The sequence below is a fragment of the Sphingobium fluviale genome, assembly GCF_004122115.1.
In the GTDB taxonomy this organism is placed as follows: Bacteria; Pseudomonadota; Alphaproteobacteria; order Sphingomonadales; family Sphingomonadaceae; genus Sphingobium; species Sphingobium fluviale.
Genome location: NZ_SBKP01000001.1, coordinates 350348 through 374422 on the forward strand (window position 1 = coordinate 350348; position 24075 = coordinate 374422).

Consider the following 24075-nt stretch of genomic DNA (forward strand, 5'->3'; position numbering starts at 1 on the left):
GGTTATACGCGATAGCGCAGGCTGAGCTTGGGTGCGGAGCCGCCTTGCTCCTGCGCCGCTCCGCGCCCGGAAAGCGACGGGTTGGTCATGAAATAGCGGTGCAGGTTGAAGGGCTTCTCACCAGGATCGAGCCGCATATACCGCCCGTCCGGCCCCAGTTCCCAGCTCTGCTCCGTGTCGATCAGGTTCGCGACCATCACCTGATCGAGCACCTGATCATGCACCGTGGGATTGAGGATGGGGAGCATATATTCCACCCGCCGGTCGAAATTGCGCGGCATCCAGTCTGCCGAGCTGATGAACACCTTCGCGCCGTTGTGCGGCAGCTTCTTGCCATTGCCGAACACCGCGATGCGGCTATGCTCCAGAAAGCGGCCGATGACCGATTTGACCCGGATATTCTCTGACATGCCCGCAACGCCGGGCCGCAGACAGCAGATGCCGCGCACGACAAGATCAATCTCCACACCCGCATTGCTCGCCTGATACAGCTTTTCAATGATGGCTGGATCAACGAGGCTGTTCATCTTCGCCCAGATGCTTGCCGGGCGCCCGGCGCGGGCATGAGCGATCTCGTCGTCTATCAATGTGCAGAGCGTGGGCCGCAGGTCGCGTGGCGACATGGTGAGCAGCTCCAGCTCGCCCGGCTCGACATAGCCCGTGATGTAGTTGAACACCGAGGCGGCATCGCGCCCAATGCGCGGATCGGCGGTAAAGAAGCTGAGGTCCGTATAGATTCGCGCGGTGATCGGGTGATAATTGCCGGTGCCGAAGTGGCAATAGGTGCGGAAGGTATCGCCTTCACGCCGCACGACCATCGAGATTTTGGCGTGGGTTTTCCAGTCGATGAAACCATAGACGACCTGAACCCCTGCCCGCTCCAGCGCGCTGGCCCACAGCAGGTTCTGCTCCTCGTCAAAGCGCGCTTTCAGCTCTACTACAGCGGTAACAGACTTGCCCGCCTCCGCCGCATCGATCAGCGCGCGGATGACCGCGGATTGCTTGCCTGCGCGATAGAGCGTCTGCTTGATCGCCACCACATCCGGGTCCGCCGCCGCCTGTTTAAGAAAGGCGACGACGACATCGAAGCTCTCATAGGGGTGGTGGACAACGATATCCTTGGCGCGAATCGCGGCGAAGCAATCTCCGCCATATTCGCGGATGCGCTCAGGGAAGCGTGGTGCAAACGGCTCGAACTTCAGGTCCGGCCGGTCCTCCTCCACCACAGCGGAGAGATCCCCAATGCCGATGAAGCCGTCAATATCCGCGATCAGCGCATCCTGCCCGTGCATCAGGTTCTGCAACATATCCTCGACCGAATCGGGGATCGCCGCCTCGATCTCCAGCCGGATAACGCGCCCACGCCGCCGCCGCTTGATCGCGCTCTTGAAATAGCGAACGAGGTCTTCGGCCTCTTCCTCGATTTCGATATCGCTATCGCGGATCACGCGGAAGATGCCGCTCTCGCGCACCTTATAGCCGGGGAACAGCCGGTGGCTGAACCGCCGCACCGCGCTCTCCAGCGCCATATAGCGCGCCGGGTGGCCGGGAATACGGAAAAAGCGCGGCAGGGACGACGGGATCATCACCAACTCGCGCACATTTTCGCCATCCGAATTGCGGATGAGATCAAACAACAACGACAGGCCGAGATTGGGTATGAACGGGAATGGGTGTGCCGGGTCGAGCGCCTGCGGCGTGAGGATCGGGAAGATCTGCGTGAGGAAATGTTCCTCCAGCCACGACTCCACATCGGCGCTCAGCGGCTGTGTATCGATCACCTCGACTCCGCTCTGCGCCAGATCTCCGCGCAGGCCGTGCCACACACGCTGTTGCTCGCGCATCAGGTGGTCTGCCTCCACTGCGATGGCTGCGAGCTGCTGGGCGGGCGTCAGCCCATCGGCAGAGCGCAGGTCGACATTGTCGAGCTGTTGCCCCTTGAGGCCCGCCACGCGCACCATGAAGAACTCATCGAGGTTGTTGCCGCTGATCGAGAGGAAGCGCAGTCGCTCCAGCAAAGGATGCGCCGGGTTGCTCGCTTCCTCCAGCACGCGGCGGTTGAACGCCAGCCACGAAAGCTCGCGGTTGAAATAGCGTTCGCCGCTGCCCGAAAAGGCGATGACCGTATCGGCCTCAGACATGTTCAACGATTTTCCTGTCCCGTTGGTGACACCGCATAGGGCAGCACTTAACCATCTTTGTCCTCTATAGAAAAAAGATGACTGTTTTGCAGCGCCTCTTTTGCACTGGCGATGGAAATCTTGCGCGCGGCAGCCAATGAGGCGCGGTTGAGCTGATCCAGCGCAGCAGCAAGCGCGGCATAGCTGCGTTCAATTCGTCGGGACAGCCATTCCGGCACATCGGGCGCATAGGCCGATCCTGCCTGCGCCAGCCCTGTCTCGATCAACGCCAGCATCAGCGCATCGTCTGGCTCCTCGATCCGCACATGCGGCGCGGCGGCAAGGCGTGAGCGCAGGTCGGGCAGCGCCACCGTCCACAGCTCAGGCGCCTCCCGTGCAATGAGCAGCAGCGGCACACCGGAGTCCCGCGCGATGTTCCACTGGTGAAAAAGAGCTTCGTTGGGCTGGCGGTTGGCTTCGTCGATCACGACACCGCCCGAAATCGTTGCGAAATGGCGGGCCAGCGCCGTCTTGCCAGAGCGTGGCGGGCCGGAAAGAATCGATATCGGGATCGGCCAGCTGCGCCATGACTCTATATGCGCCAGCGCGATGCGATTGGCCTCCCCCGCGATAAACTGTCCCTGCCCGCCTTGCTCCTGCCAGTCAAACGGCAGGCCGATCTGGCTCATGGCGTGCTGGCCGAAACGCCGCCCGACGCGCGGCGGCTGATGCGCAGCGTGGTGCCGTTGGCATTCACTGTGTATCCGCGCGCCTGCAGCCCCGCGCGCAGCATCTCGAAGCTGCCTTCATAGCTGACCTGCATGACCGAGACGCCGCCCAGCGCAAGACTGCTGGTGTTGGCAGAGCGCACACCCGGAATGGCGCGCACAGCCGCCTCCCCCAGCGCCACAGAGGCGACATCAGGCGTATCGAACTGGACGCTATAGCCCGTGACCCCGGCCACCGGCGCGCCGCCTGCGATCTCTACCGGCAGATCGCTCAAGTTGCCCAGGTCCAGCTCGCTGGCGTTAAGCGCTTCCTCGATCACCAGAGAGGGGTCTGGCCGCAATCGCCCATCAAGAAGCGCCCGCGTATATATATCATTCAGCTTCTCGATCGCCTGATCGAGCATTTTCGGCACCGCTGCTTCGCTGTCAGCACGGAGCGAAACCTCGCCTAGCAGACGGTTATCCGGGCCATAGCGCGCGGCAAAGCGCCCGATCACCGGGCCGCCGGGCCATTGCCGCTCCAGCCGCGCGATGGGGAAAACGACATCCGCAGCGCCATATTGATCAAGGATATTGCGCCACCAGTTGCGCCCGCGCCGATCTATCTGACCGGCATTGAGAAGCAGGGCATCCGGGCCGGAACCGCTGGTGCGCACATAATCAATCGCGCTGTTGCCGGTGTGATAGCGCGCCCACGCCTTCTGCCACTCGTTGATCGTCTCAAACACGGTCGAGGTGCCGCCCTGTCGCAGGATCGGGATGACGAGCAGCGGCGGAGAGCGCATCGCCGTGCTGGTCACACCCAGTATCTGCCCGGCGCGGGCGCGATCGAACAATACGCGCAGGTCCGCGATATAGCGATTGGGGCCGATCTGCTCAGACTCGACCTCGATGCCGGATACGATCTGGTCTAGCTGCCCGTCTGACAAGCCCAGCGCGCCGCCATTGGTCTGCGCCCACAGTTTTTTCCAGGCCAGCCTTTGCGCCAACCGCCAGCCCGCCGTGCGCGCGGCATCCGCGCTGGAGGCATAAACATCGACATGAATACCGCTTACCTCGAAATCGCCGCTGCTGGCGATGGGGGGCACGCCGCGCTCGCCCTCCATCTGCGCCACCAGATGCGCCGCCGCCAGCCCCAGCGCGATCACTAGCGGGATAGCAAGCAGACGCAACAGCCCCGGAAAACGCAAGGGAAGGAAAAGGCGTTCAGCAATAGTCACGGCGCTCTTTTGGCGGCAAATGACGCGAAATCCAACAGGCAAATGCAGCCGATCCTCATTTCGCCGCACCTTGATAAAATCCGTAAATGGGCTAGGCGCTGAATCCCATGACCAAGCCAACCGACTCCGCCGCGCCTGAGCAGCCGCATAGCTACACCTATTCGCAGGCGGGCGTGAACATCGCCGCGGGCAATGCGCTGGTCCGCGCCATCGCCCCGCTCGCCAAATCGACGCGCCGCCCCGGCGCCAACGCCGATCTGGGCGGCTTTGGCGGCTTTTTCGATTTGAAGGCGGCGGGTTTCAAAGACCCGCTGCTGGTCGCCGCCAATGATGGAGTCGGCACCAAGTTGAAGCTCGCGATCGACAGCGGCAGGCACGACACCGTGGGCATAGACCTTGTCGCCATGTGCGCCAACGACCTGATCGTGCAGGGCGCGGAGCCTTTGTTCTTCCTCGATTATTTCGCCACCGGGCGGCTTGAAAACGGCATTGCCGAGCGCGTGATCGCCGGGATCGCCGAGGGATGCAAACAGGCGGGATGCGCGCTCATCGGCGGTGAAACGGCGGAAATGCCCGGCATGTATGCCGATGGCGACTATGATCTCGCGGGCTTCTGCGTGGGCGCGGTGGAACGCAGCGAAGCATTGACCGGCAATCGGGTGCGGGTGGGCGATGTGCTGCTCGGCCTAGCTTCGACCGGCATCCACTCCAACGGCTATTCGCTGGTGCGCCGCCTCGCGGCCGACAAGGGCTGGAAGCTCGATCGTCCGGCAGTGTTCGATCAGGACACCCTGCTGATCGATGCGCTGATGGCGCCGACCCGCATTTACGTGAAGTCGCTCCTGCCCGAAATCCGCAATGGCCGCATCCGCGCCCTTGCCCACATCACCGGCGGCGGGCTGCTGGAGAATATCCCGCGCGTGCTGCCAGAGGGCTGCCGCGCCTTCGTTGACGCAGACGCATGGCCGCAGCCGCGCCTGATGGCCTTCCTTCAGGCGCAGGGGAATATTGAGCCGGACGAGATGGCGCGCACCTTCAACTGCGGCATCGGCATGGTGCTGGTGGTGGCCGAGGATCAGGCTGCAACCGTGATCAAGGCGCTGGAGCATGCGGGCGAGCGCGTGGAGCGCATCGGCTGCATCGAGAAGGGGCCGAAAGGGTGCACCGTCGCCGGATCGCGCGAGGCATGGTCCGCCCGTGCGGCCTGGGAAGCACAGCATGACGGCTGAACCGGCGCGGGGCGCCAAGGCCCGCGTTGCAGTTCTCATTTCCGGGCGCGGCTCCAACATGGCGGCGCTGGTTTATGCCGCCAAGGCGCTGGATTGCCCGTTCGAGATTGTGCTGGTTGCCTCGAACGACCCTGAAGCCGCCGGGCTGGAACTGGCGCGCGCGGAGGGGATCCCCACGTTCGCTCACAGCCACAAAGGCCTGAAGCGCGCGGAGTTTGACGCGATCCTCGATGCGCAGATTCGCGGTGCTGGAGCGCAGTTCGTTGCGCTGGCGGGCTATATGCGGCTGCTCAGCCCTGAGTTCGTGACTGGCTGGGCAGACAAGATGCTCAATATCCACCCGTCGCTGCTGCCAAAATACAAGGGGCTGCACACGCATGAGCGCGCGCTGGAGGCCGGAGACAGTCATGGCGGCTGCTCGGTGCATATCGTGACGGCAGAGCTGGATGACGGCCCGGTGCTGGGCCAGACGGAGGTGGCGATCTTGCCCGACGACACGCCCGATACGCTGGCCGCGCGGGTGCTGATTGCCGAACACCAGCTCTATTCCCGCACGCTGGCGGACTATGTGCGGCGGAATTGACGGCCAACAAGCCTGCGCGTTTTTCGATAATCTCCCCCTTGCACTTGGCCTTCAAGGCGGCTAACAGCGCGTCTCCTGCTGCGGATGGCATTGCCACTTCGTCAGCCCAAGGAAACAGCGTGGGCGTGTAGCTCAGTGGTAGAGCACTGTGTTGACATCGCAGGGGTCGCAAGTTCAATCCTTGCCACGCCCACCATTCCTTCCCCCTATCCAGAGAGATAGATTGTCACAGCCAGAGCTAGAGCGCTGCGTTAAATCTGGATCAGTCAGCGCGCTCTCAGTTTTTGTTGCCGCATCGTTTTGGCGCAAAACCAGTTCCCACTTTTGCGCACGATGCTCTAAAACCTTCATGCAACGAAAAAGGGCGGCTCCCTGAGGAACCGCCCCTTATTCTATCTGCCCTTTCGATCAGGCGATCAGTGCTTGGTCTCGGCCCAGACATTCCGGTAAGACATATAGGCCAGCGCGGTGGCGACAAGCAGGAAGAACAGCACGGCGATACCGGCCGACTTGCGGTTCTCCATCTTCGGTTCCGCCGTCCAGGTGAGAAACGCGGCGACGTCCTGCGCCATCTGGTCGACCGTCGGCTTGGGCTGCCCTTCGCCATATGTCACCTGGCCCTCGGCCGTCAGCGGCGGCGCCATCGCGAGATTGAGGTTCGCGAAATACGGATTGTAGTGCAGGCCAGCGGGAGTTTTCACGTCCGGGAATTTCTGGAGCAGCTCCGCAGGCTGGGCCTGATAGCCGGTCAGCAGCGAATAGACATAGTTGCTGCCGTCATGCCGCGCCTTGGTCATCAGCGAAAGATCTGGCGGAATGGCGTTGTTGTTCGCCGCAGCCGCCGCCACATTGTTGGCGAAGGGCTTGGGGAACTTGTCTGACGGAACCGGCACGCGGCCTGCCATCTCACCCGTCTTGGGGTCGATATCCGGTGTCTTGATCTTCCAGTTCTTGGCGATCGCCTTCACCTCTGCCTCGTTATAGCCAAGGTCGGCCAGATCACGGAACGACACGAACTTCAGGCTGTGGCAGGCCGCGCAGACCTCGCTGAATACCTGAAAGCCGCGCTGAAGCTGCGCCTTGTCATAATGGCCCAGCGGGCCGTTGAAGCTGAACGCCACCTGTTTCGGGTGTTCGTGAAACTCTTTCTCCGCAGTCGGGGCGGGCGGCTCGCTCACATACGCGACCGCACCCATGATGAAGGAGACGAGAAGCCAGCCGGAAAAGAACAGGCCGACGAGAAATGCACCAATGCGAACCATTTTCGTATGCCCCCTTATTCGGCTGCTTGGCCGTGCTTCGCCAGAACTGCCTCGGTAATCGAACCGGGCAGCGGCAACGGCTTCTCAAACGCCGCGATCAGCGGCAGGATGATGAGGAAATGCGCGAAATAATAGGCCGACGCGACTTGGCTGATCATCACGAACGGCTCTTCCGCCGGTGCGCCACCACAATAGCCAAGCACCAGCACATCCGCGATCAGGATCCAGAAGAACTTCTTGAACATTGGGCGATAATTGCCCGACCGCACCGGCGAATTATCCAGCCAGGGCAGGAAGAACAGCAGCAGGATCGACGCGAACATCGCCAACACGCCGAGCAGCTTCGCCGGGATGAAGAAGAAGTCGAAGGTAAAGGCGCGCAGAATCGCGTAGAACGGCCAGAAATACCATTCAGGGACGATATGCGCCGGGGTCGAGAGCGGGTTGGCCTCGATATAGTTATCGGGGTGGCCGAGGAAGTTCGGGCCGAAATAGACCGCAATCGCCAGCAGGATGAAGAAGATGCCCGCGCCGAAGCCGTCCTTCGCGGTGTAATAGGGATGGAACGGCACCGTATCCTGCGGTCCCTTCACCTCAACACCAGTCGGGTTGGAAGAACCCGGAATATGCAGCGCCCAGATGTGCAGGATGATGACACCCGCAATCACGAACGGCAGCAGATAGTGCAGCGAGAAGAAGCGGTTGAGCGCGGCATTGCCAGGCGCAAAGCCACCCAGCAGCCAGGTCTGGATCGGCTCGCCCACCACAGGAATCGCGCCGAACAGGCCGGTAATCACCTTGGCGCCCCAGTAAGACATCTGGCCCCACGGCAGCACATAGCCCATGAACGCCGTCGCCATCATCAGCAGGAAGATGACGAGGCCCAAGAGCCACACCATCTCGCGCGGAGCCTTATACGAACTGTAATAGAGGCCGCGGAAAATATGGAGATAAACCACGATGAAGAAGAAGCTCGCGCCGTTGGCATGCGCATAGCGCATCAGCCAGCCGCCGTTCACGTCGCGCATCACATGCTCGACCGTGCCAAACGCAACAAGCTCATTGGCGCCATAATGCATCGCCATCACGATGCCGGTGACGATCTGGATCATCAGCGCAAGGCCCGAAAGCACACCGAAGTTCCAGAAGAAATTCAGGTTGCGCGGCACGGGATATCCCGCACCAACAGCATTATAGACAAAGCGCGGCAGAGGCAGCCTCGCGTCGATCCACTGCATCAGTGGAGCCTTGGGGGTATATTCATTTGCCCAGGGAAAACTCATGGATCTGTTCCTCAGCCTACGAGAATGGCGGTGTCAGAAGTGAACGTGTAAGGCGGCACTTCGAGGTTCTTCGGCGCCGGGCCTTTGCGAATACGGCCGGCAGTGTCGTAGTGCGAGCCGTGGCACGGGCAGAAATAACCGCCAAACTCGCCCTTGTTCTCACCCTCGCCCGCGCCTAGCGGCACACAGCCCAGATGGGTGCAGACGCCCATGGTGACGAGCCACTGGGTCTTGCCATCGACTACGCGGTCGGCCAGCGTCTGCGGATCACGCAGGGTTGCAGCGTCGGTCGCATCGGCCTTGGCGATTTCTTCAGGAGTAAGGTGGCGCACAAACAGGGGCTGGCTGCGGAATGTGGTCTTGATCGCCTGGCCCGGCTTGATTCCCGAAAGATCAACTTCGGATGACGCCATCGCCAGCACGTCCGCGCTGGGGTTCATCTGGTTGACCAGAGGCAGCACCGCCACCACGCCGCCCACGCCAGCGAAGCTGACAGCGGCAATATTGATGAAATCGCGCCGACGGACACCGCCGCCCTCTGCCGAAACCCCTTCGTCTGCGGTATTTTCTAGCGTCGCCATGCACTCAACCCTTGTCGTTCAACCCCGATTCACGGAAGCCGTGAAGCCTGTAATGCGCGCTGCATTGCCCGGTCGCCCAGGCTTTTTCAAGAGATTTGACGCGCTTACCCACCGGTTTATCGCGCAAGCCCCCTTGCCGCATCCGCGCGCCTGATAGCGCCCAAAACGCCCTTTTGCCAACTGCAATTTGACGCAACGGTGACAAAGGGGTTCCGGATGGTTAATCAGCCGCCATGCGAATTGCCCTTTATCAGCCAGACATAGCGGGAAATGTCGGCGCGATCATCAGACTCGCGGCCTGTTTTTCGATCCCGCTCGATATCATCATGCCCTGCGGCTTTCCGGCATCCGACAAGCAATTGAAGCGCGTAGCGATGGATTATGGCGGTCATGCCGACATCACCCGCCATGCCAATGCAGATGTCTTTTTCGATACGCGCACGCACGAGGCATCGCGAACCGTGCTGCTGACATCTAAAGGCGAGGACATGCTCCATCAGGTTCATTTCGAGCCGGAGGACACCCTGTTGCTTGGCAGCGAAAGCGCAGGTGTGCCCCCAGATATACATGCACGCGTCGCAAAACGGGTCAGAATCCCGATGGCAGAGGGATTTCGATCCTTGAATATTGCCGTATCCGCAGGCATCGCCCTCTATGAAGCCATGCGCCAGACAGGAACCCTGCCCGAATGACCCCGCTTGACCCGCAGCAACAGGCCGCAAAAGACTGGTTCGAAGCCCTGAGAGACCGCATCTGCGCCGAGTTCGAGGCGATTGAGCGCGAAGCAGGCAGCGACGCGGGCTTTGTCTATACGCCGTGGGATCGGGAGGCCGATGGCATCGCGCCGGGCGAAGGTGGCGGCGGCGTGCGCGGCGTCATGAAGGGTAAGGTGTTCGAAAAGGTCGGCGTTAACGTCTCGACCGTGGGCGGCGCCTTCGCCCCGGAATTCGCCAAGACGATCAATGGCGCAACCGAGGACGCGCCCGATTTCTTCGCCACCGGCATCAGCCTTGTCGCGCACATGGCAAACCCGCATGTGCCCGCCGTGCATATGAACACGCGGTTGCTGGTGACGACGAAGCGCTGGTTCGGCGGTGGGGCAGACCTTAATCCGCCGATCCCCTACGATCAGGACACGTCGGATTTTCATAGCGAGATGCGCTCTGCCTGCGATGCGCATGGTGCCACTTATTACGACCGCTTCAAGAAATGGGCGGACGACTATTTCTACATCCCGCACCGCAAGGTGCATCGCGGCGTGGGCGGCATCTTCTATGACCATCTGGAATGTGGGGATGACGCCGCGTTCGAGGCCAACTTTGCCTTCACCCGCGCTGTGGGCGAAGCGTTCCTCGCTGCTTTTCCGCCGATCGTGCGACGGCGCATGAGGCATGAGGTTACAGACGCGGACATGGCGCGCATGCTCGAATGGCGCGGCCGCTATGCGGAGTTCAACCTGGTCTATGATCGCGGTACGCTGTTTGGCCTCAAGACTGGCGGTAATATCGATGCAATCCTGATGAGCCTGCCGCCTATGGCGAGCTGGAGCTGAACCAGGAATGGCGCTGATCCCGGTCAAGGCGGGCGAGGTAGCCACCATCGTCACCCGGTTCGAGATGACTCAGCGGCCCAAGCCCGCGCCCCTGCTCAGCAGCCCGCTGCGCCTTGTCCAATGGAAAGAGCCGGACCCGGAGAAATACCGCATCCTTTTCCGTCGGGTGGGCGAACATTGGCTGTGGCATTCCCGGCTTGTCATCAGCGATCATGAACTCAAGGCGACGATTCATGATTCACAGGTGAACGTACACGCTGTGCTTGATCCGCGCGGCATTGAAGTGGGCCTGCTTGAGCTGGATTTTCGAGAGCCGGAACACTGTATCATCGCTTTTCTGGGGCTTGTACCGCAACTGACCGGGCAAGGACTGGGGCAATGGCTGATGTCTCAGACCATGGCGCTCAGCTGGCGGAAGGGCGTGACGAAGCTTTTGGTGCAGACAAGCTCCATCGATGACCCACGCGCACAGTCGCTCTATGTAAAGGCTGGCTTCGTACCCGTACACAGGGGAGTAGACGTATTCCCAGACCCACGGCTCAGCGGGCTATTTCCAGCCAACACCGCGCCGCATGTGCCCATCGTACGATAATCAGGACATCGCGATCTGACGATAGACACGCACGGTCAGCACGATCATGAAAAGCTGGCCCAGCGCGAGCGCAACCGCCGTGGCAAGATCGCTCAACTGCTTGCCCACTTCTGCCCCGCCCAGAGCATAGCCCACCAGCCCCAGCAATATGCCCGCCACGATCTGCACCAGCATTATGGGCAGAGTAATCACCACAATGAGCAGCAATATCCGCCCAGCATTGCCGCGCGTCATGGCCCAGGATCGCCTGATTGCGCTGATCGGCCCATCCAGACGATCCACAATCACGACGTTGAGCAACAGGAACCGCACCGAGAAAAACAGGCTGGCGCCCACCATATACAGGCTTCCCACCTGCGGGGACACCATCGTCAGCAGCATGAGCGGCAAGGCGAGCGCGATCCCTATCAGAAAGGCAGCGGCAAAGGCATACGGCACCCTGCGAAAGCCCAAAGCCAGCGCCTCGCGCAGGCTGACGCCCGGTTTCACGGCCAGCGCATAGCAACTCAGCGCGCCGCCCAATATCACCATCGCCGCGGCCGCGATGGCTGCTGTCGCCCCGCCTGAAAGCGCCGGCGGGGTCGGTGGAGGCGCACCGGGCGTCATCTCACGCAGCTGATCGGGCAAAATCTGGAGGATGAGCGCGAGCGGTATGGCGATAAAGAGCAGGGCAACAGGAAAAATCAGCGCGCCCTCGCGCTTCATGAACGCCAGCGTCTCTTCCCACGCAAGACTCAAGGAAACCGGCTTCATAACAGCTTTTATTCTCCATCGCGGCCCAATGCCCGCGTCCGCCACCCATATCCTCTTGATGGGTGCGTCAATTCAAGTCAAGAAAAGCCATGACCATGCTTGCCGATGCAGAGACTGTCGAATGGAGGATCGAGCGCGATCCTGTCCCCTACCCCCAGGCATTGGAGGACATGGAAGCGCGCGCCGCCGCCATCGCCGCTGGAGAGGCGGGAGAGCGCATCTGGCTGATCGAGCATCCGCCGCTCTATACAGCAGGCACAAGCGCCGACCGGGCGGAGCTGCTCGATCCGCGCTTTCCGGTATATGACGCCGGACGCGGCGGGCGCTATACCTATCACGGGCCGGGGCAGCGTGTCGGCTATCTCAGCATCAATCTGGGGCAGCGTGGCAAAGACATCCGCAATTTCGTCCACACTCTCGAAGGCTGGGTGATCGCGGCGCTGGCCGATTTTGGTGTGAGTGCGCGCCGCGCAGAGGGACGCATCGGCATCTGGACGGATGACCGGGATGGGCGCGAAGCGAAGATCGGCGCAATCGGCGTGCGTGTGCGCCGCTGGGTGACGCTGCATGGCTTCTCAGTAAATATAAACCCCGATTTGTCGCACTTCGAGGGCATCGTGCCCTGCGGCATCGCCGAATTCCCTGTCACCAGCTTCAGTGCGCTGGGGGTGAAGGCCAGCATGGCCGATTTCGACGAAGCGCTGCGCGCGCATTTCCCCGCTTTCCTTGCCTCCCTGCGCAAATGCCCCGAAACACCGGCCTGTTCCGCTTGAGCATCGGCCCCGGCGCGGCTAGGGAGTGGAGCGCGAAACCCGTGAGGAGACGATGATGCCCTTCCCCCCTGCCCGCCTGCGCCTTGTTCCTTTCGCGGCTGGACTGGCGGCTTGCCTGATGCTGGCGGCATGCGGTGGTGGCGAGCAGAGCAATACCACGCAGGCCCAACTCTCTGACCTTGAGAAGGCGGACGGGACCATTTCCGACGCGATGACCGATCTGGACGGGGTGCAGACCGAAACGCCCGTCGCCGCGCTGGACAACAGCGCCGCATCAACCCCCGCGCCTTCCTCCAACGCTGCCGCCGCGGATAATGCCGCCGCGCCAGCGGATGAAGAAGTCGTCGCCGATCAATAAGCGCCCTGCCGCGTTTATTTCAGCCCCAGCAGCTTGTGATTTTGCAAGCTCAATCGCCACTTGGGCCGGTCCATCACCACATCGATGCAGGCGCGGGTGTTGGCTTCCTGTTGCGGATCGTCGAGCGGCTGGAGCAGGAAGTTTGCAAACCCCCAGTCTTCCATCTCGTCCATCCCCTGCCCCGGCAGGAAAGCTGCGGGTTGTGGCCAGACCAGCTTCAACTCGTCGCCTGACCGCTGCACCACATCGCTGCCCGCCTTGGGGCTGACGCACACCCAGTCTATGCCGGGATGCACCGGGATAGTGCCGTTCGTCTCGATGGCGATGACAAAGCCTGCTCCATGCAGCGCATCAACCAGCGCATCATCCACCTGAAGCATCGGTTCACCGCCGGTCAGCACGATATAGCGATGCGCCGGGTCCGCCCCCCACAGCGCTTCCGCTGCGCCCGCCAGCCCAGCCGCATCGGCAAACTTTCCGCCGCCGGGGCCAGCAACTCCAACAAAATCCGTATCGCAAAACCGGCAGATCGCGCTGGCGCGATCCTGTTCCCGCCCGGACCACAAATTGCACCCGGCAAAGCGCAGGAACACTGCGCGCCGCCCGGCCTGCGCGCCCTCGCCTTGCAGCGTGAGGAACATTTCTTTGACGGCGTACGTCATGCGTAGATCGTGGGGTCTGGCAGGCCCGCCTCGACAAAACCGCGCGCGCGCAAGCGGCAGCTGTCACACTGCCCGCAATGTTTGCCATCGGGCGTGGGATCATAGCAGGACCAGCTCAAGCCAGCATCCAGCCCCAATCGTGCGGCCTCGCGCGCGATATCCGCCTTGCTCATGAACTGAAGCGGTGTGTTGATCCGCACCGGCGCGCCCTCGACCCCGGCCTTGGTGGCCAGCGCCGCCATATGGGCAAACGCCTCGATGAACTCGGCCCGGCAATCGGGATAGCCCGAATAATCCAGCGCATTGACACCGATGAAGATATCCTGCGCGCCAACGACCTCGGCAAAGCCCAAAGTCAACGAAAGAAAAATCGTGTTGCGCGCAGGCACATAAGTGACCGGGATACCCTCTGCGCCGCTCGCGCCGAGGCCATCCTTTGGCACCGCGATGTCGGACGATGTCAGTGCCGATCCGCCAAACGCCGTCAGATCGAGCGGCAGCACCACATGCCGCTCCACCCCCAGATAGGCCGCTATGCGCCGTGCGCTCTCCAGCTCCACCCGGTGCCGCTGATTATAGTCGATCGTCAGCGCATAGAGGCGCATCCCCGCCTCCCGCGCCAAAGCGGCGGCGACGAAGCTGTCCAGCCCGCCAGACAGCAAGACAACGGCCTTTGGAGTTTCTCTCTCGATCATCGCTGGGCGCTATAGTCGCAAGAGCGGGCCTTGCAAGCCCATAGCCGCGCCTTACTGTCCGTTTGGAAATTGGCTTCTCAGCCAATTTCCTGTTTCGGTTCCAGCCCTCTCCCCCGCCCAACCACCCGATATTCTGCGGCATACTATCGGGTGGTTGGGCGGGGGAGTGGGCTGGAACCGCATTTCCAAACAGCCTCTTAGCGGCAGTCGCCGGTCCTGCGTCCTTCGAGCGAGACGGCAAAGGGCGCGCCATCGGCCACGCCCTGCGAGTCGATCTGGATGAGGCGCGGGGTTTCCACGCGCAGGTCGGTGCGGCCATTGCCCCTGCCATTGCACTGATAGGTCACTACCGCGTGATCATTGGTATCGGCAACGACAAAGCGGCTGCATCCACCATTGCCATGCTTCACCTGCAGGAGCTGGGCAGGATCGCTCACGCAGACGCGCTGGGGCGGGGCGGCCTGCTTTGCGCCGCGCTCGCGCAGTTCCCATTGGCCCGCCTCTAGCTGGCGCAACGCCGTCATGCGGCCTCCCGATGGCGCTGTGCCGCCCGGAGAGACGGCAAACGCCCCCGTCGCCCCGAAAGACAGGGCAGCAGCTACACTCAGGCGCACCCACTTACTCATCACCTTGCCAATCTTGCACTATGCTCCGCCAGGATAATCCCTGCAAAACCTCGTACCCATCCTTCTTAGAGCGCGCTGCGTTTATCTGACGCATGATGCGCGCTCTAACTTTTTGTTGTCGCATCGTTTTTCGCCAAAAACCGGTTCCCACTTTTTGGCACGATGCTCTAGATAATGCCAAATTAAGGCAAAAACAGGGACAGGCCGTCAAGGAAGCTGGTTAACGCTCAATTATTCAGGCTGGCGAGCGAGATCGGGAAGATTTTCGAGCAGAACGCGCAGTCGACATTGATCGAGCCGGCCGCGTCCGCCATCTGTGTGCGTTCTTCCGCCGGGAACTGTGCAATGACGCTGCGGATATGCGCCTCGTCACACCGGCATCCGCGCGACAGGGCGTTGATGCCCTGGACCCGCACCTCCGGCTCCTCATGAAACAGCCGCCAGACGATGTCATCCAGCCCCAGCGAGCGGTCGGTCAGCTCCGCGGCGTTGATCGTGTGCGCCAGCGCCTGCACATGCTCCCACTCCGGGTGATCGTGGCGTACATGGAGCCGCTCACGCCCCACTTCGCCTTCAGGCAGATGCTGCACCAATATGCCCCCGGCGAACCGGCCTCCGCCCTGCCCATGCCGCACGTCAATCTGCACAAAGCTGGGGATCTGCTCGGATTGGAAGAAATAATGCTCCGCCGCCTTGGCAAGGCTCGCTCCCTCCAGCGGCACGATGCCCTGATAGCGGTGCGCCTCTATGCCCTCGGTCGCCGCCTGATCGACAGTGATCGCCAGATAGCCCTTGCCGAACAAGCCGAACAGGCTCGGCTCTGCGCCCTGCATCGCCAGCTTTTCAGCATCGAACTGCACATAGCCGCGCAAAGCCCCACCGCCACCGGGCGCCGCCATATAATCCGCCACCAGCAGGCTGACAACGCCCGCCTCGGTCTGTGCCTGAAGGGTAAGCTGGCCCGCATCGTTCTTCAATGTGCTGCCCAGCAGCGCGGCAAGCACCAGCGCCTCGGCCAGCAGCCGCTCGATCACCGGCGGATAAGCGTGGGCGGAGAGGATTTCCTCCAGCACACCTCCCAGCCGAGCCACCCGCCCGCGCGCATGGCGCGAAGGGATGGTAAAGCCCAGCGCGCTGTCTATCGCGGCTATATCGTTCACACCTGCATGCTCACAGCTTGCCCAATGCCCAGAGCAGCACCGACTTTTGGGCGTGGATACGATTTTCCGCCTCATCCCAGATCAGCGACTGAGGCCCGTCGATCACGGCATCGACCACTTCCTCGCCGCGATGCGCGGGCAGGCAGTGCAGGAACTTCGCCTCCGGCTTCGCCTGCGCCATAAGCGCTTCTGTCACCTGATAGGGCATCATGGCGGCGAGCTTTTCCTCGGCATGCGCCTGGCCCATCGAGACCCATGTATCGGTCACGACGACATCCGCACCCCGAACGACCTCGGCGGGATCTTGCGAGAGCGCAATCTTCGCACCAAACTTCACGGCCTCTGCGATGAACAACGGGCTGGGTTCATACCCCTCCGGGCAGCCGATCCGCACATCGAACTTCATCAGGCCCGCTGCCTCGATAATCGAGTGCAGCACATTATTGCCATCGCCCAGCCACGCCCACTGGCTGCCCGGCAGCGCAAGGCCATGCTCGATCACGGTCAGCAGATCCGCCATGATCTGGCACGGGTGAGACAAGTCCGTGAGGCCATTGATGACCGGCACCGTGGCATGGGCCGCCATCTCCTCGATCTTGGCATGATCATCTGTGCGGATCATGATCGCGTCGGCCATGCGCGAGAGGACACGGGCGGTATCCGCCACCGTCTCGCCGCGGCCAAGCTGCGACGTGCCGCCATCGAGGATGAGCGACGTGCCGCCCAGCTGCCGCATCGCCATATCGAAGCTCACACGGGTGCGTGTGGAGTTCTTCTCGAAGATCATCGCAAGCGTATGGCCGGCGAGCGGCGCGTCAGCATCCGCCGTGCCCTTGGGCTTGGCCGCCCGCGCTGCCTTGCGGTCGAGCGCGTCATTCAGCATTGCGGCGATAGCGTCTCCGCCTGCGTCGGAGAGGTTGAGAAAATGCCGTGTCATATCCACAACTCCATCAGGCAGCGGGCGGGGTATAATCCCGCGCACCTGCAGACAGCTTTTCGATACATTCCGCTATATGGGCCTCGTTGATGACGAGCGGGGGCAGGATGCGGACCACATTGTCTCCCGCCGCAACCGTAAGCAGGCCGTGCCTATCCCGCAGATGCGCCACAAACGCCCGGCTGTCGCTCTTGAGCTTCAGCCCCAGCATCAGGCCCATTCCGCGCACGGAGTCGAACAGCGCGTCGTGATTGGGGATAAGCTGCTCCAATGCGCCACGCAGCCGCTCGCCCATGGCGTTGACATGGCCGAGGAACTCAGGCTGGCTGATGATGCCCCAGACCGTGCTGCCCACCGCCATGCCAAGCGGATTGCCGCCATAGGTGGAGCCATGCGTTCCGGCGACCATGCCCTTGGCCGCTTCCTCGGTGGCGAGACAGGCACCCAGCGGAAAGCCCGCGCCGATGCCCTTCGCCACCGACATGATATCGGGCTTCACGCCATAATGCTCATGCGCAAACAGCGCGCCAGTCCGCCCGACGCCGCACTGCACCTCATCGAGGATCAGCAGCAAGCCATGCTCGTCACATAATGCGCGCAGGCCGGACAGGAACTCAGGCGTCGCGGGCAGTATACCCCCCTCGCCCTGTATTGGCTCCAGCATGAAGCCTGCGGTGCTATCGTCTATCGCTGTCTTGGCAGCTTCCAGATCATTGAACGGCAGCACAGTGAAACCGGGCAACAGCGGCTCAAACCCGTCGCGCATCTTGGGCTGGTTGGTCGCCGAGATCGTGCCGAGCGTCCGCCCGTGAAAGGCGTTGGAGAAGCTGATGATCGTGTGCCGCTCCGGCTGGCCATTGGCGAAATGATAGCGCCGCGCCGTCTTGATCGCGCACTCCACCGCCTCCGCCCCGGAATTGGTGAAAAACACTGTATCCGCAAAGGTCGAATCCACAATCTGCTGGGCGAATTTCTCTCCCTGCGGGCTGCCATAGAGGTTCGAGACATGCATCAGCGTCGCCGCCTGATCGGCAATCGCCTTCACCAGCCGCGCATCGCCATGGCCGAGCGCGTTGACCGCGATACCACTGGCAAAATCAAGATAGCGCTCGCCGCGCTCGCCAAAAAGGTAACAGCCCTCGCCACGCACCGGACGCACGCCGCACCGGGGGTATACTGGCATGAGCGGCGTGATCGACATGGTCTTCCCTTTCCTTATGCGGGCCGTGTGGCCGGTTGAGGCGGCGCATATGCGCCAAACGCAAAAAGGCGACCCCCGCCGGGCCGCCCTTGTTCGCGAGATGCGCCTATATCGTGGCGCACCTGATTTCGTCAACCTTTACCCGATCTTGTTCCAGGCGTCGGCGATTTCGGAGATGATGGCATGCGCCTTGCGCACGTCCGCCGCGTTGCCGCTCTGGTACGCGGAGATCATCAGGCGGCGGCTTTCGCGATAGATTTGCGCAAGTCCAATCGCGATGTCTCCGCCACGATCCATATCGAGGCTGGAATCGAGCGCATGGATGATCGAGAGGGCACGGATATATTTGTCGTTCGCCTTCAGGCGATCACCTTTGTCCATCGCCAGCGCGCAGGCGTCCATTGCCAGCAGCAGTTCATCGAACAAAATCTTGACCAGCCCATGCGGCGTGGCGCTTTCCACGCGGCTGCCCGCGTGAACGGCGGCGTAACGGCGGCTGGCATTTCCTGCAAATCCGGGGGAATAATACATTGAGGGTCGGTCCTGTTATTCTCTTTATGGGTTGGTGCTAATTAGGCTCAGTTGTTGTTGCCGCCGGTCCAGGCGTCAATTTGCTGCGTAAGATAGCTCTGCGTCGCTCTCAACGCCGCCAGCTTGGTGCCCATGGCTGAATAGACCTTGCTGAGCTGCTCCTCATAGTCGGTCATGTCTTCGTTGAGCTTTTCCATCTGCTTGGCGTAGTCCGCCGCCAGCTTGTCATATTTGCTCTTCGATGCAGCGATGGACCCGCCGCTCGCCTCGACCGAAGTCTTGAGATCCGCCACCACCTTGGCGATGCCGGGGGTGGACGCGGTGCTGACCGAGGGGTTGAGCATCTGTGTCACGCCTGCCGGATCGGCCGCGATGGCGGCGTCGAGGCGCGTGGTGTCCAGCGCCAGCGTACCATCCTGATTAGTTTTGACGCCGATGTCGCTCAGCGAACGATAGGCACCGCTGGTCGCGAGGCCGGTAGTGGTAAGGGCAGACAGTTTGCGCATCATATCCCGCACGCCACTGTCACCCGCCAGCGTTCCCGCCGAACTTGTGTCTGTTCCCGGAGCTGTCGCGGTATTGAGCGCGGAACGGAGCGAGTTGTAGGCGCTGACGAACTCGTTCACCAGATCCTTGACCGTGGAGGTCGGCTGGTTGGTGGCGAGCGTCACCAGTGTGCCGGGGGCTGCCTTGTTAAGGTCAATCCGCACATAGGGCAGCGCGGTGTCAACCGTGTTGGTGTTGTTGCGATACTCGATGCCATCGATCTTGATGATGCTGTCCAGCGCTGACTGCGGGCGTATCATGCCGCCAGTGGTGCCGTTAAAGGTGAAGCGGGCAAGGTTGGTGTCCGCTGTGTCGGTCACTTCCTTCGTCAGCGTAAAGCTGTTCGCCGCGCCAGTTGCGCCTTTCAGCACAAGGCGCGCACCGCGATTGTCAACCGCCACGCTGGCGGTAACGCCCGAATTCGCGCCGTTGATCGCTGCTGCCAGACCATCGAGCGTGTTGTTGCTGCTATCGATCGTGATCGTGCTGGCCCCGGATGCGGTGGTCAGCGTCAGCGTGCCCAGGCCAACAGGATCGGTGCGGGCGGGAAGATTGACCGACTCCAGCACCTGCGCGGCGGCGAGCTGTTGCACCTCGATCTGCGCGGGCAGACCTTGCGGCTTGCCGCCTGGCAGAGTGCTCAACGAAACAATTGTCGGATCATTGGAAACGGGCTGGCCAGCGAGGTTCGCATTCTGCATCGCAGCGGTGAGGGCAGCCGAGAAGGTTGCGAGCGAACCGGTGGCAGACGCAAGCGCCGAAACACGGGTGCTGTTGAGCGATTGCTTGCTGGTGATGACCTGCTCACGCGGGCCGCGCGTGGCGCTGACGAGCTGGCTCACCAGTGCACCGGTATCGATGCTGTTGGTGCCGCCAAGAATGGCCGCGATGCTTGACCCTATGTTCGTAGGCATGATCGTTCCCTCCAAGGGGATAGAACGGACAGACGCGACGGAATTTTAGGGCCGATCGACATTCAGCCCTGACGGCCTGCAAATGGCGATTTTCCGTGCTTCCGGTGCTCACGTACCTATAGTACGCTGCGCTCCGGGTCACGCAAAACCACCATTTTCGTCACGTCATCATCTGAATGTCGATCGGCCCTAGAGGAAACAAGCAGTTTTCACGCGTGGGTGAGCAGAATTTGATCCACCGTGTTCCTGTTCACATGGGCCTGCGCCGCGAGCGCGAGTTCTGCCTGCCGGGCGACAGCGCGCGCCACTTCGACTGCATGTTCCACCACCTCGACACTGGCAGGCAGCATCGGGATGATAACAGTCGGTATGGGCTTCAGCGCATCCAGCTTGGTTTCAGCGGTGGACCGCGCCTGCGCTGGCGGCTCGCTGCTGCCTGCTATGTCGGCAAGAATATCTGCTACCCGCGCCTGTACCCGCGCATAATCAAACGCGCTGGCCATCTGCTCGCGCCGGGCCTGATCGCCCCCATCGGGATTGACGCCAGAGCCATTGGGCGCATTGGCGGCAGACGCGCTTGGCTGCACCAGCGGAACTGCCGGGGCCGGGCGCGATGCCACGAGGCGCTCTGGCGCTATCGCATCTATCCGAGGCACAAATTCATTCATGGCACCACCATTATAGGGTGCGTGTAAAGTCTGGGTAACGGAATCCGTTTAAGCCGAATTTAACCCTGTTTCCGCCCATCAGCATCGAACAGCATCGTTTCCGGTACATCGATCGGTGGCAAATCGCTCTGCGCTGACATGCGGTGTTCAACGCGATAGAGGAAGGCGAGGATGGTGGCGACGGCCACGAAGAGCGCCTCGTCAACCACCTGCCCCGCGCGCGAGGTAAAGTAGATGGCGCGGGCAAGCGCCGGATATTGCAGCACCGGTACCTTGTTGGCTTCGGCCAGATCCTTGATCGCGAACGCAATGGCATCGCATCCGCGCGCCACAACCACCGGCGCAAAGTCCTTGCCCGGCCGATAGCGCAGCGCGACGGCAAAGTGGGTCGGGTTCATCAGCACGACGTTGGCCTCGCTCACAGCCTTGCGGGTGCTGCCAGACAGCACCTCCATCTGCTTCCTCCGGATATGGCCTTTCAGCTCCGGCGAGCCTTCGGATTCCTTGTGCTCATCGCGCAAGTCCTGCTTGCTCATCGCGAGGCGCTTGAACCGCTGAAACATCTGCCACGGCACATCGACCCCCGCGATCAGCATCAGCCCGCCGCCCATCACCAGACAGGCAGTGATGAATATGTCGCCAATCTCGCCCGCCGCGCTTTGCAGGCCGCCCGCACCCATGACCGTGATCTCCGCGAGGCGGCTCCAGATCAGCCAGATACCGATCGAACCGAGCACGATCGTTTTGAGGAAGGATTTTCCCAGCTCGACCAATCCGTTCATGCCGAACATGCGTTTGAGGCCGGCGGCAGGGTTGAGTTTTGATGGCTTGGGCATGAAGGCCTTGGTGCGGAACCCCAGCGAGCCAAGCATTGCGGGCGCGGCAATCGCGGCGATGATCGTCGCCAGCATGATCCCGCCCACCGGAAGGGCAAGGCCAGACAACAGGCTGGCCCCGCGCTCCGCCGGGCTGAAATCCATCACATCCCCAGGCCCGAAACGCAGCGCCTGGGTCAGCATATCCTCCATGGCCGTCATGATCATCGGCCCGGCCATCGCGAACCAGCCCGCGCCCGCCATCACTACCAGAGCCGTCGCCAGCTCGCGCGACTGGAGAAGATCACCCTCCTTGGCTGCATCGGCCAGTTTCTTGGCTGTCGGCTTTTCTGTCCGTTCGCCGCCACCATTGGATTGCTCTGCCATGGGCTAATTTCCCTCGGCAATCGACAAAGCCTGATCCAGCCCAGCCTGCAACGAGTCGGCAATCCCCTGCCCCATGATCGGCGCGGTAATGGCGAGCAGGATCAGCCCGCCGATGATCGCCACCGGCATGCCCACGGCAAAGAGGTTGAGCGAGGGGGCGGAGCGCGCCAGCATGCCCATGATCAGCTGGATCATCACCAGCGCAAACGTCACGGGCAGCGCAATCGTCAGCCCGGCGCCCAGCAGTGTGCCCCCAAAGATCACCAGCGAATAGAGCGCGTCGTTGGAAAGCATCGCCCCGCCGGGCGGCATCGCCTGATAGCTCTTGACCACATAGCTGGCGAGCAGCAGATGCCCATCCATCGCCAGCAGGATGAACGTCGCTAGGATCGAGAGAAACTGCCCGATGGCCTGCGTCGACTGGCCGGATTGCGGATCGACCATCGCGGCAAAGCCAAGGCCCATCGCGTTGCCAATCGTCTCGCCCGCCACGAATGCCGATCCATAGCCGATCTGAAGCGCGAAGCCCATTGCCAGCCCGGCAAGAACCTCGCCCATCACCAGCAGCACACCGTCAAAGCTCGCGACGCCACCAGCGGGCATCTCGAACACCACGCTGTTCATCGCTGCCATGCCGATGGCGAGGCTGAGGATGAGCCGCAGCTGCACCGGCACCGCCCGCGCGCCAAAGATCGGGGCGGCGAGAAAGGCCGCGCCAGGGCGGATCATCGCGACCAGCCAGATCCAGAGCTGGTTCTCTACGCCGATGAAGCCTGCGGGGAACATGGGTGCGCCTCTGCCGCCCGGCTCAGGTGCCGAGGACTTCGGGGATGCGCTCAAACACCTCGCGCGTGAAATCCGCGATCAGCATCAATATCGACCCGCCGAATATCGCCAGCATAGCCGCCACGACGATGAGCTTGGGCACGAAGGTGAGCGTCTGTTCGTTGATCGAGGTCGCCGCCTGAATCATGCCGAGCAGCAGGCCCGCCACCAGCGCGGGGATCAGGATCGGCGCGCTGGCGAGCGCCGTTACCCAGAGCGCCTGCTGGGCTATGCCGACGAAGAAATCAGAGTTTTCCATGGTCTCGTTCTGCCTATGTCGCGAACGAGCCAGCGAGCGACCCCATGGTCAGCGCCCAGCCATCCACCATCACGAACAACAGCAGCTTGAACGGCATCGATATGATCGAGGGCGACAGCATCATCATGCCGAGCGACATCAGCGTCGACGCCACCACAAGGTCGATAATGAGGAACGGCAGGAAAATCATGAAGCCGATCTGAAACGCGGTTTTCAGCTCGCTCGTCACAAACGCGGGCAGCAGGATCGAGAAGGGCACCTCCTCCACGCTGCGATATTGCGGCGCTTCGGCGAGGCTGGAGAACATCTTGAGATCGCTTTGGCGCGTCTGCTTCGCCATGAAGACATGAAACACCTTGGCGGAGCGGCTCACAGCCTCCTCGATGGAAATCTGGCCCGCGCCATAAGGCGTGAACGCCTGTTGGTTCACCGCGTCGATCGTAGGGCGCATCACGAACATCGAGAGGAACAGGGCAAGGCCAACCAGCACCTGATTGGGCGGCGTCTGTTGCAGGCCGAGCGCCTGCCGCAGCAGCGACAGCACGATGATGATGCGAGTGAAACTGGTCATCATCAGGATGAGCGACGGCAGCACCGTCAGCAGGCTCATCAGGATGAGAATCTGGAGGCTTAGGGACAGCGGCGCGCCATTGCCGGAGACCTCGCCCAGCGCGCGCGTCAGTGCACCGCCGTTGGCGGTCGCGGGCGGCACGGCGGGCGGCGGCAACGCGGGCGCACCCTGCGCCACCTGCGCCATTACCGGGTGGGTGAACACAAAGGCGGCGAGCAGACCGATCACCGCGAGAACAAGGGCT

At 62.1% G+C, this 24075-nt stretch carries 26 protein-coding genes, 1 tRNA gene and 1 pseudogene; 8 read left to right on the forward strand and 20 right to left on the reverse strand.

Features of this window, described 5'->3' with window-relative positions:
- Positions 1–2 precede the first annotated feature (2 nt).
- Genes EQG66_RS01845 through EQG66_RS01855 form a run of 3 tightly spaced genes read right to left on the reverse strand, consistent with a single transcriptional unit; the run spans position 3 to position 4068 of the window.
- Positions 3–2141, reverse strand: a complete 2139-nt coding sequence (locus EQG66_RS01845; RefSeq protein WP_129402811.1) for an RNA degradosome polyphosphate kinase — start codon at positions 2139–2141, stop codon at positions 3–5.
- A 47-nt stretch (positions 2142–2188) separates the two neighbouring features.
- Positions 2189–2809: an HdaA/DnaA family protein gene (locus tag EQG66_RS01850; RefSeq protein ID WP_129402812.1), complete on the reverse strand. Its 621-nt coding sequence runs from the start codon at positions 2807–2809 to the stop codon at positions 2189–2191.
- The gene (locus tag EQG66_RS01855; protein ID WP_181951767.1) at positions 2806–4068 is read right to left on the reverse strand and encodes a heavy-metal-associated domain-containing protein; all 1263 of its coding nucleotides are present in this window, start codon (positions 4066–4068) and stop codon (positions 2806–2808) included. Before EQG66_RS01855 ends, EQG66_RS01850 begins: the two co-directional genes overlap by 4 nt.
- Positions 4069–4175: 107 nt before the next feature.
- Here EQG66_RS01855 and purM point away from each other — a divergent pair, with 107 nt between their 5' ends.
- From purM to EQG66_RS01870, 3 genes and pseudogenes are all read left to right on the forward strand, one after another.
- Positions 4176–5297, forward strand: a complete 1122-nt coding sequence (purM, locus tag EQG66_RS01860) for a phosphoribosylformylglycinamidine cyclo-ligase (protein WP_129402814.1) — start codon at positions 4176–4178, stop codon at positions 5295–5297.
- A pseudogene (gene purN, locus EQG66_RS01865) lies at positions 5287–5874 on the forward strand (phosphoribosylglycinamide formyltransferase); the annotation flags it as partial. The gene purM and the pseudogene purN, both read left to right, overlap by 11 nt.
- A gap of 127 nt (positions 5875–6001) precedes the next feature.
- A tRNA-Val gene (locus EQG66_RS01870) sits at positions 6002–6076 on the forward strand.
- A 220-nt stretch (positions 6077–6296) separates the two neighbouring features.
- Here the strand turns inward: EQG66_RS01870 and EQG66_RS01875 are convergent.
- The 3 genes from EQG66_RS01875 to petA are packed head-to-tail and all read right to left on the reverse strand — an operon-like array spanning position 6297 to position 9006.
- Complete coding sequence (locus EQG66_RS01875) at positions 6297–7142, reverse strand: cytochrome c1 (RefSeq protein WP_129402816.1); 846 nt, start codon at positions 7140–7142, stop codon at positions 6297–6299.
- Positions 7143–7156: 14 nt separating this feature from the next.
- Complete coding sequence (locus EQG66_RS01880; RefSeq protein WP_129402817.1) at positions 7157–8425, reverse strand: cytochrome b; 1269 nt, start codon at positions 8423–8425, stop codon at positions 7157–7159.
- An 11-nt stretch (positions 8426–8436) separates the two neighbouring features.
- Entirely contained in the window at positions 8437–9006 is a 570-nt protein-coding gene (gene petA / locus EQG66_RS01885) for a ubiquinol-cytochrome c reductase iron-sulfur subunit (protein WP_129402818.1), read from the reverse strand.
- A 233-nt stretch (positions 9007–9239) separates the two neighbouring features.
- Between petA and EQG66_RS01890 the strand changes: the two genes are divergently transcribed.
- Genes EQG66_RS01890 through EQG66_RS01900 form a run of 3 tightly spaced genes read left to right on the forward strand, consistent with a single transcriptional unit; the run spans position 9240 to position 11150 of the window.
- On the forward strand, positions 9240–9698 hold the full coding sequence (locus EQG66_RS01890) for a tRNA (cytidine(34)-2'-O)-methyltransferase (RefSeq protein ID WP_129402819.1): 459 nt from the start codon (positions 9240–9242) through the stop codon (positions 9696–9698).
- A complete protein-coding gene (hemF, locus tag EQG66_RS01895; protein ID WP_129402820.1) occupies positions 9695–10558 on the forward strand; it encodes an oxygen-dependent coproporphyrinogen oxidase in 864 nt (287 codons plus the stop codon). Before EQG66_RS01890 ends, hemF begins: the two co-directional genes overlap by 4 nt.
- A 7-nt stretch (positions 10559–10565) precedes the next feature.
- The gene (locus EQG66_RS01900) at positions 10566–11150 is read left to right on the forward strand and encodes a GNAT family N-acetyltransferase (protein WP_129402821.1); all 585 of its coding nucleotides are present in this window, start codon (positions 10566–10568) and stop codon (positions 11148–11150) included.
- Here EQG66_RS01900 and EQG66_RS01905 read toward each other — a convergent pair whose 3' ends face one another.
- Positions 11151–11903: a hypothetical protein gene (locus tag EQG66_RS01905; RefSeq protein ID WP_129402822.1), complete on the reverse strand. Its 753-nt coding sequence runs from the start codon at positions 11901–11903 to the stop codon at positions 11151–11153.
- Between the two features lie 89 nt (positions 11904–11992).
- On the opposite strand from EQG66_RS01905, the gene lipB reads away from it, so the two are divergent.
- Positions 11993–12676, forward strand: coding sequence for a lipoyl(octanoyl) transferase LipB (gene lipB / locus EQG66_RS01910; RefSeq protein WP_129402823.1), 684 nt, complete (start codon positions 11993–11995; stop codon positions 12674–12676).
- Between the two features lie 25 nt (positions 12677–12701).
- Positions 12702–13034, forward strand: coding sequence for a hypothetical protein (locus tag EQG66_RS01915; RefSeq protein WP_245987777.1), 333 nt, complete (start codon positions 12702–12704; stop codon positions 13032–13034).
- 14 nt (positions 13035–13048) lie between these two features.
- Here EQG66_RS01915 and queE read toward each other — a convergent pair whose 3' ends face one another.
- The 13 genes from queE to fliP form a co-directional block, all read right to left on the reverse strand.
- Complete coding sequence (gene queE, locus EQG66_RS01920) at positions 13049–13696, reverse strand: 7-carboxy-7-deazaguanine synthase (RefSeq protein ID WP_129402824.1); 648 nt, start codon at positions 13694–13696, stop codon at positions 13049–13051.
- On the reverse strand, positions 13693–14391 hold the full coding sequence (gene queC, locus EQG66_RS01925; protein ID WP_129402825.1) for a 7-cyano-7-deazaguanine synthase QueC: 699 nt from the start codon (positions 14389–14391) through the stop codon (positions 13693–13695). Before queC ends, queE begins: the two co-directional genes overlap by 4 nt.
- Before the next feature lie 197 nt (positions 14392–14588).
- Positions 14589–15017, reverse strand: coding sequence for a DUF3617 family protein (locus EQG66_RS01930; RefSeq protein ID WP_129402826.1), 429 nt, complete (start codon positions 15015–15017; stop codon positions 14589–14591).
- Between the two features lie 227 nt (positions 15018–15244).
- Positions 15245–16177 (reverse strand): Hsp33 family molecular chaperone HslO, encoded by a 933-nt coding sequence (hslO, locus tag EQG66_RS01935; RefSeq protein WP_245987779.1) that lies wholly within the window; start codon positions 16175–16177, stop codon positions 15245–15247.
- A 10-nt stretch (positions 16178–16187) separates the two neighbouring features.
- The gene (gene argF, locus EQG66_RS01940) at positions 16188–17114 is read right to left on the reverse strand and encodes an ornithine carbamoyltransferase (RefSeq protein ID WP_129402828.1); all 927 of its coding nucleotides are present in this window, start codon (positions 17112–17114) and stop codon (positions 16188–16190) included.
- A gap of 13 nt (positions 17115–17127) precedes the next feature.
- On the reverse strand, positions 17128–18315 hold the full coding sequence (locus EQG66_RS01945; RefSeq protein WP_129402829.1) for an aspartate aminotransferase family protein: 1188 nt from the start codon (positions 18313–18315) through the stop codon (positions 17128–17130).
- A gap of 138 nt (positions 18316–18453) precedes the next feature.
- Positions 18454–18846, reverse strand: coding sequence for a flagellar export chaperone FliS (gene fliS, locus EQG66_RS01950; RefSeq protein ID WP_129402830.1), 393 nt, complete (start codon positions 18844–18846; stop codon positions 18454–18456).
- Positions 18847–18893: 47 nt separating this feature from the next.
- Entirely contained in the window at positions 18894–20306 is a 1413-nt protein-coding gene (gene fliD / locus EQG66_RS01955; RefSeq protein WP_129402831.1) for a flagellar filament capping protein FliD, read from the reverse strand.
- Positions 20307–20515: 209 nt separating this feature from the next.
- Complete coding sequence (locus EQG66_RS01960) at positions 20516–20974, reverse strand: hypothetical protein (RefSeq protein WP_129402832.1); 459 nt, start codon at positions 20972–20974, stop codon at positions 20516–20518.
- Between the two features lie 59 nt (positions 20975–21033).
- The gene (gene flhB, locus EQG66_RS01965) at positions 21034–22176 is read right to left on the reverse strand and encodes a flagellar type III secretion system protein FlhB (RefSeq protein ID WP_129402833.1); all 1143 of its coding nucleotides are present in this window, start codon (positions 22174–22176) and stop codon (positions 21034–21036) included.
- A gap of 3 nt (positions 22177–22179) precedes the next feature.
- Positions 22180–22962, reverse strand: a complete 783-nt coding sequence (gene fliR, locus EQG66_RS01970) for a flagellar biosynthetic protein FliR (protein WP_129402834.1) — start codon at positions 22960–22962, stop codon at positions 22180–22182.
- Between the two features lie 22 nt (positions 22963–22984).
- The gene (gene fliQ, locus EQG66_RS01975; protein ID WP_129402835.1) at positions 22985–23260 is read right to left on the reverse strand and encodes a flagellar biosynthesis protein FliQ; all 276 of its coding nucleotides are present in this window, start codon (positions 23258–23260) and stop codon (positions 22985–22987) included.
- Positions 23261–23273: 13 nt separating this feature from the next.
- Positions 23274–24017 carry a flagellar type III secretion system pore protein FliP gene (gene fliP / locus EQG66_RS01980; protein WP_129402947.1) on the reverse strand — a complete coding sequence of 248 codons (744 nt, stop codon included), beginning with the start codon at positions 24015–24017 and terminating at the stop codon, positions 23274–23276.
- Between the last annotated feature and the right edge of the window lie 58 nt (positions 24018–24075).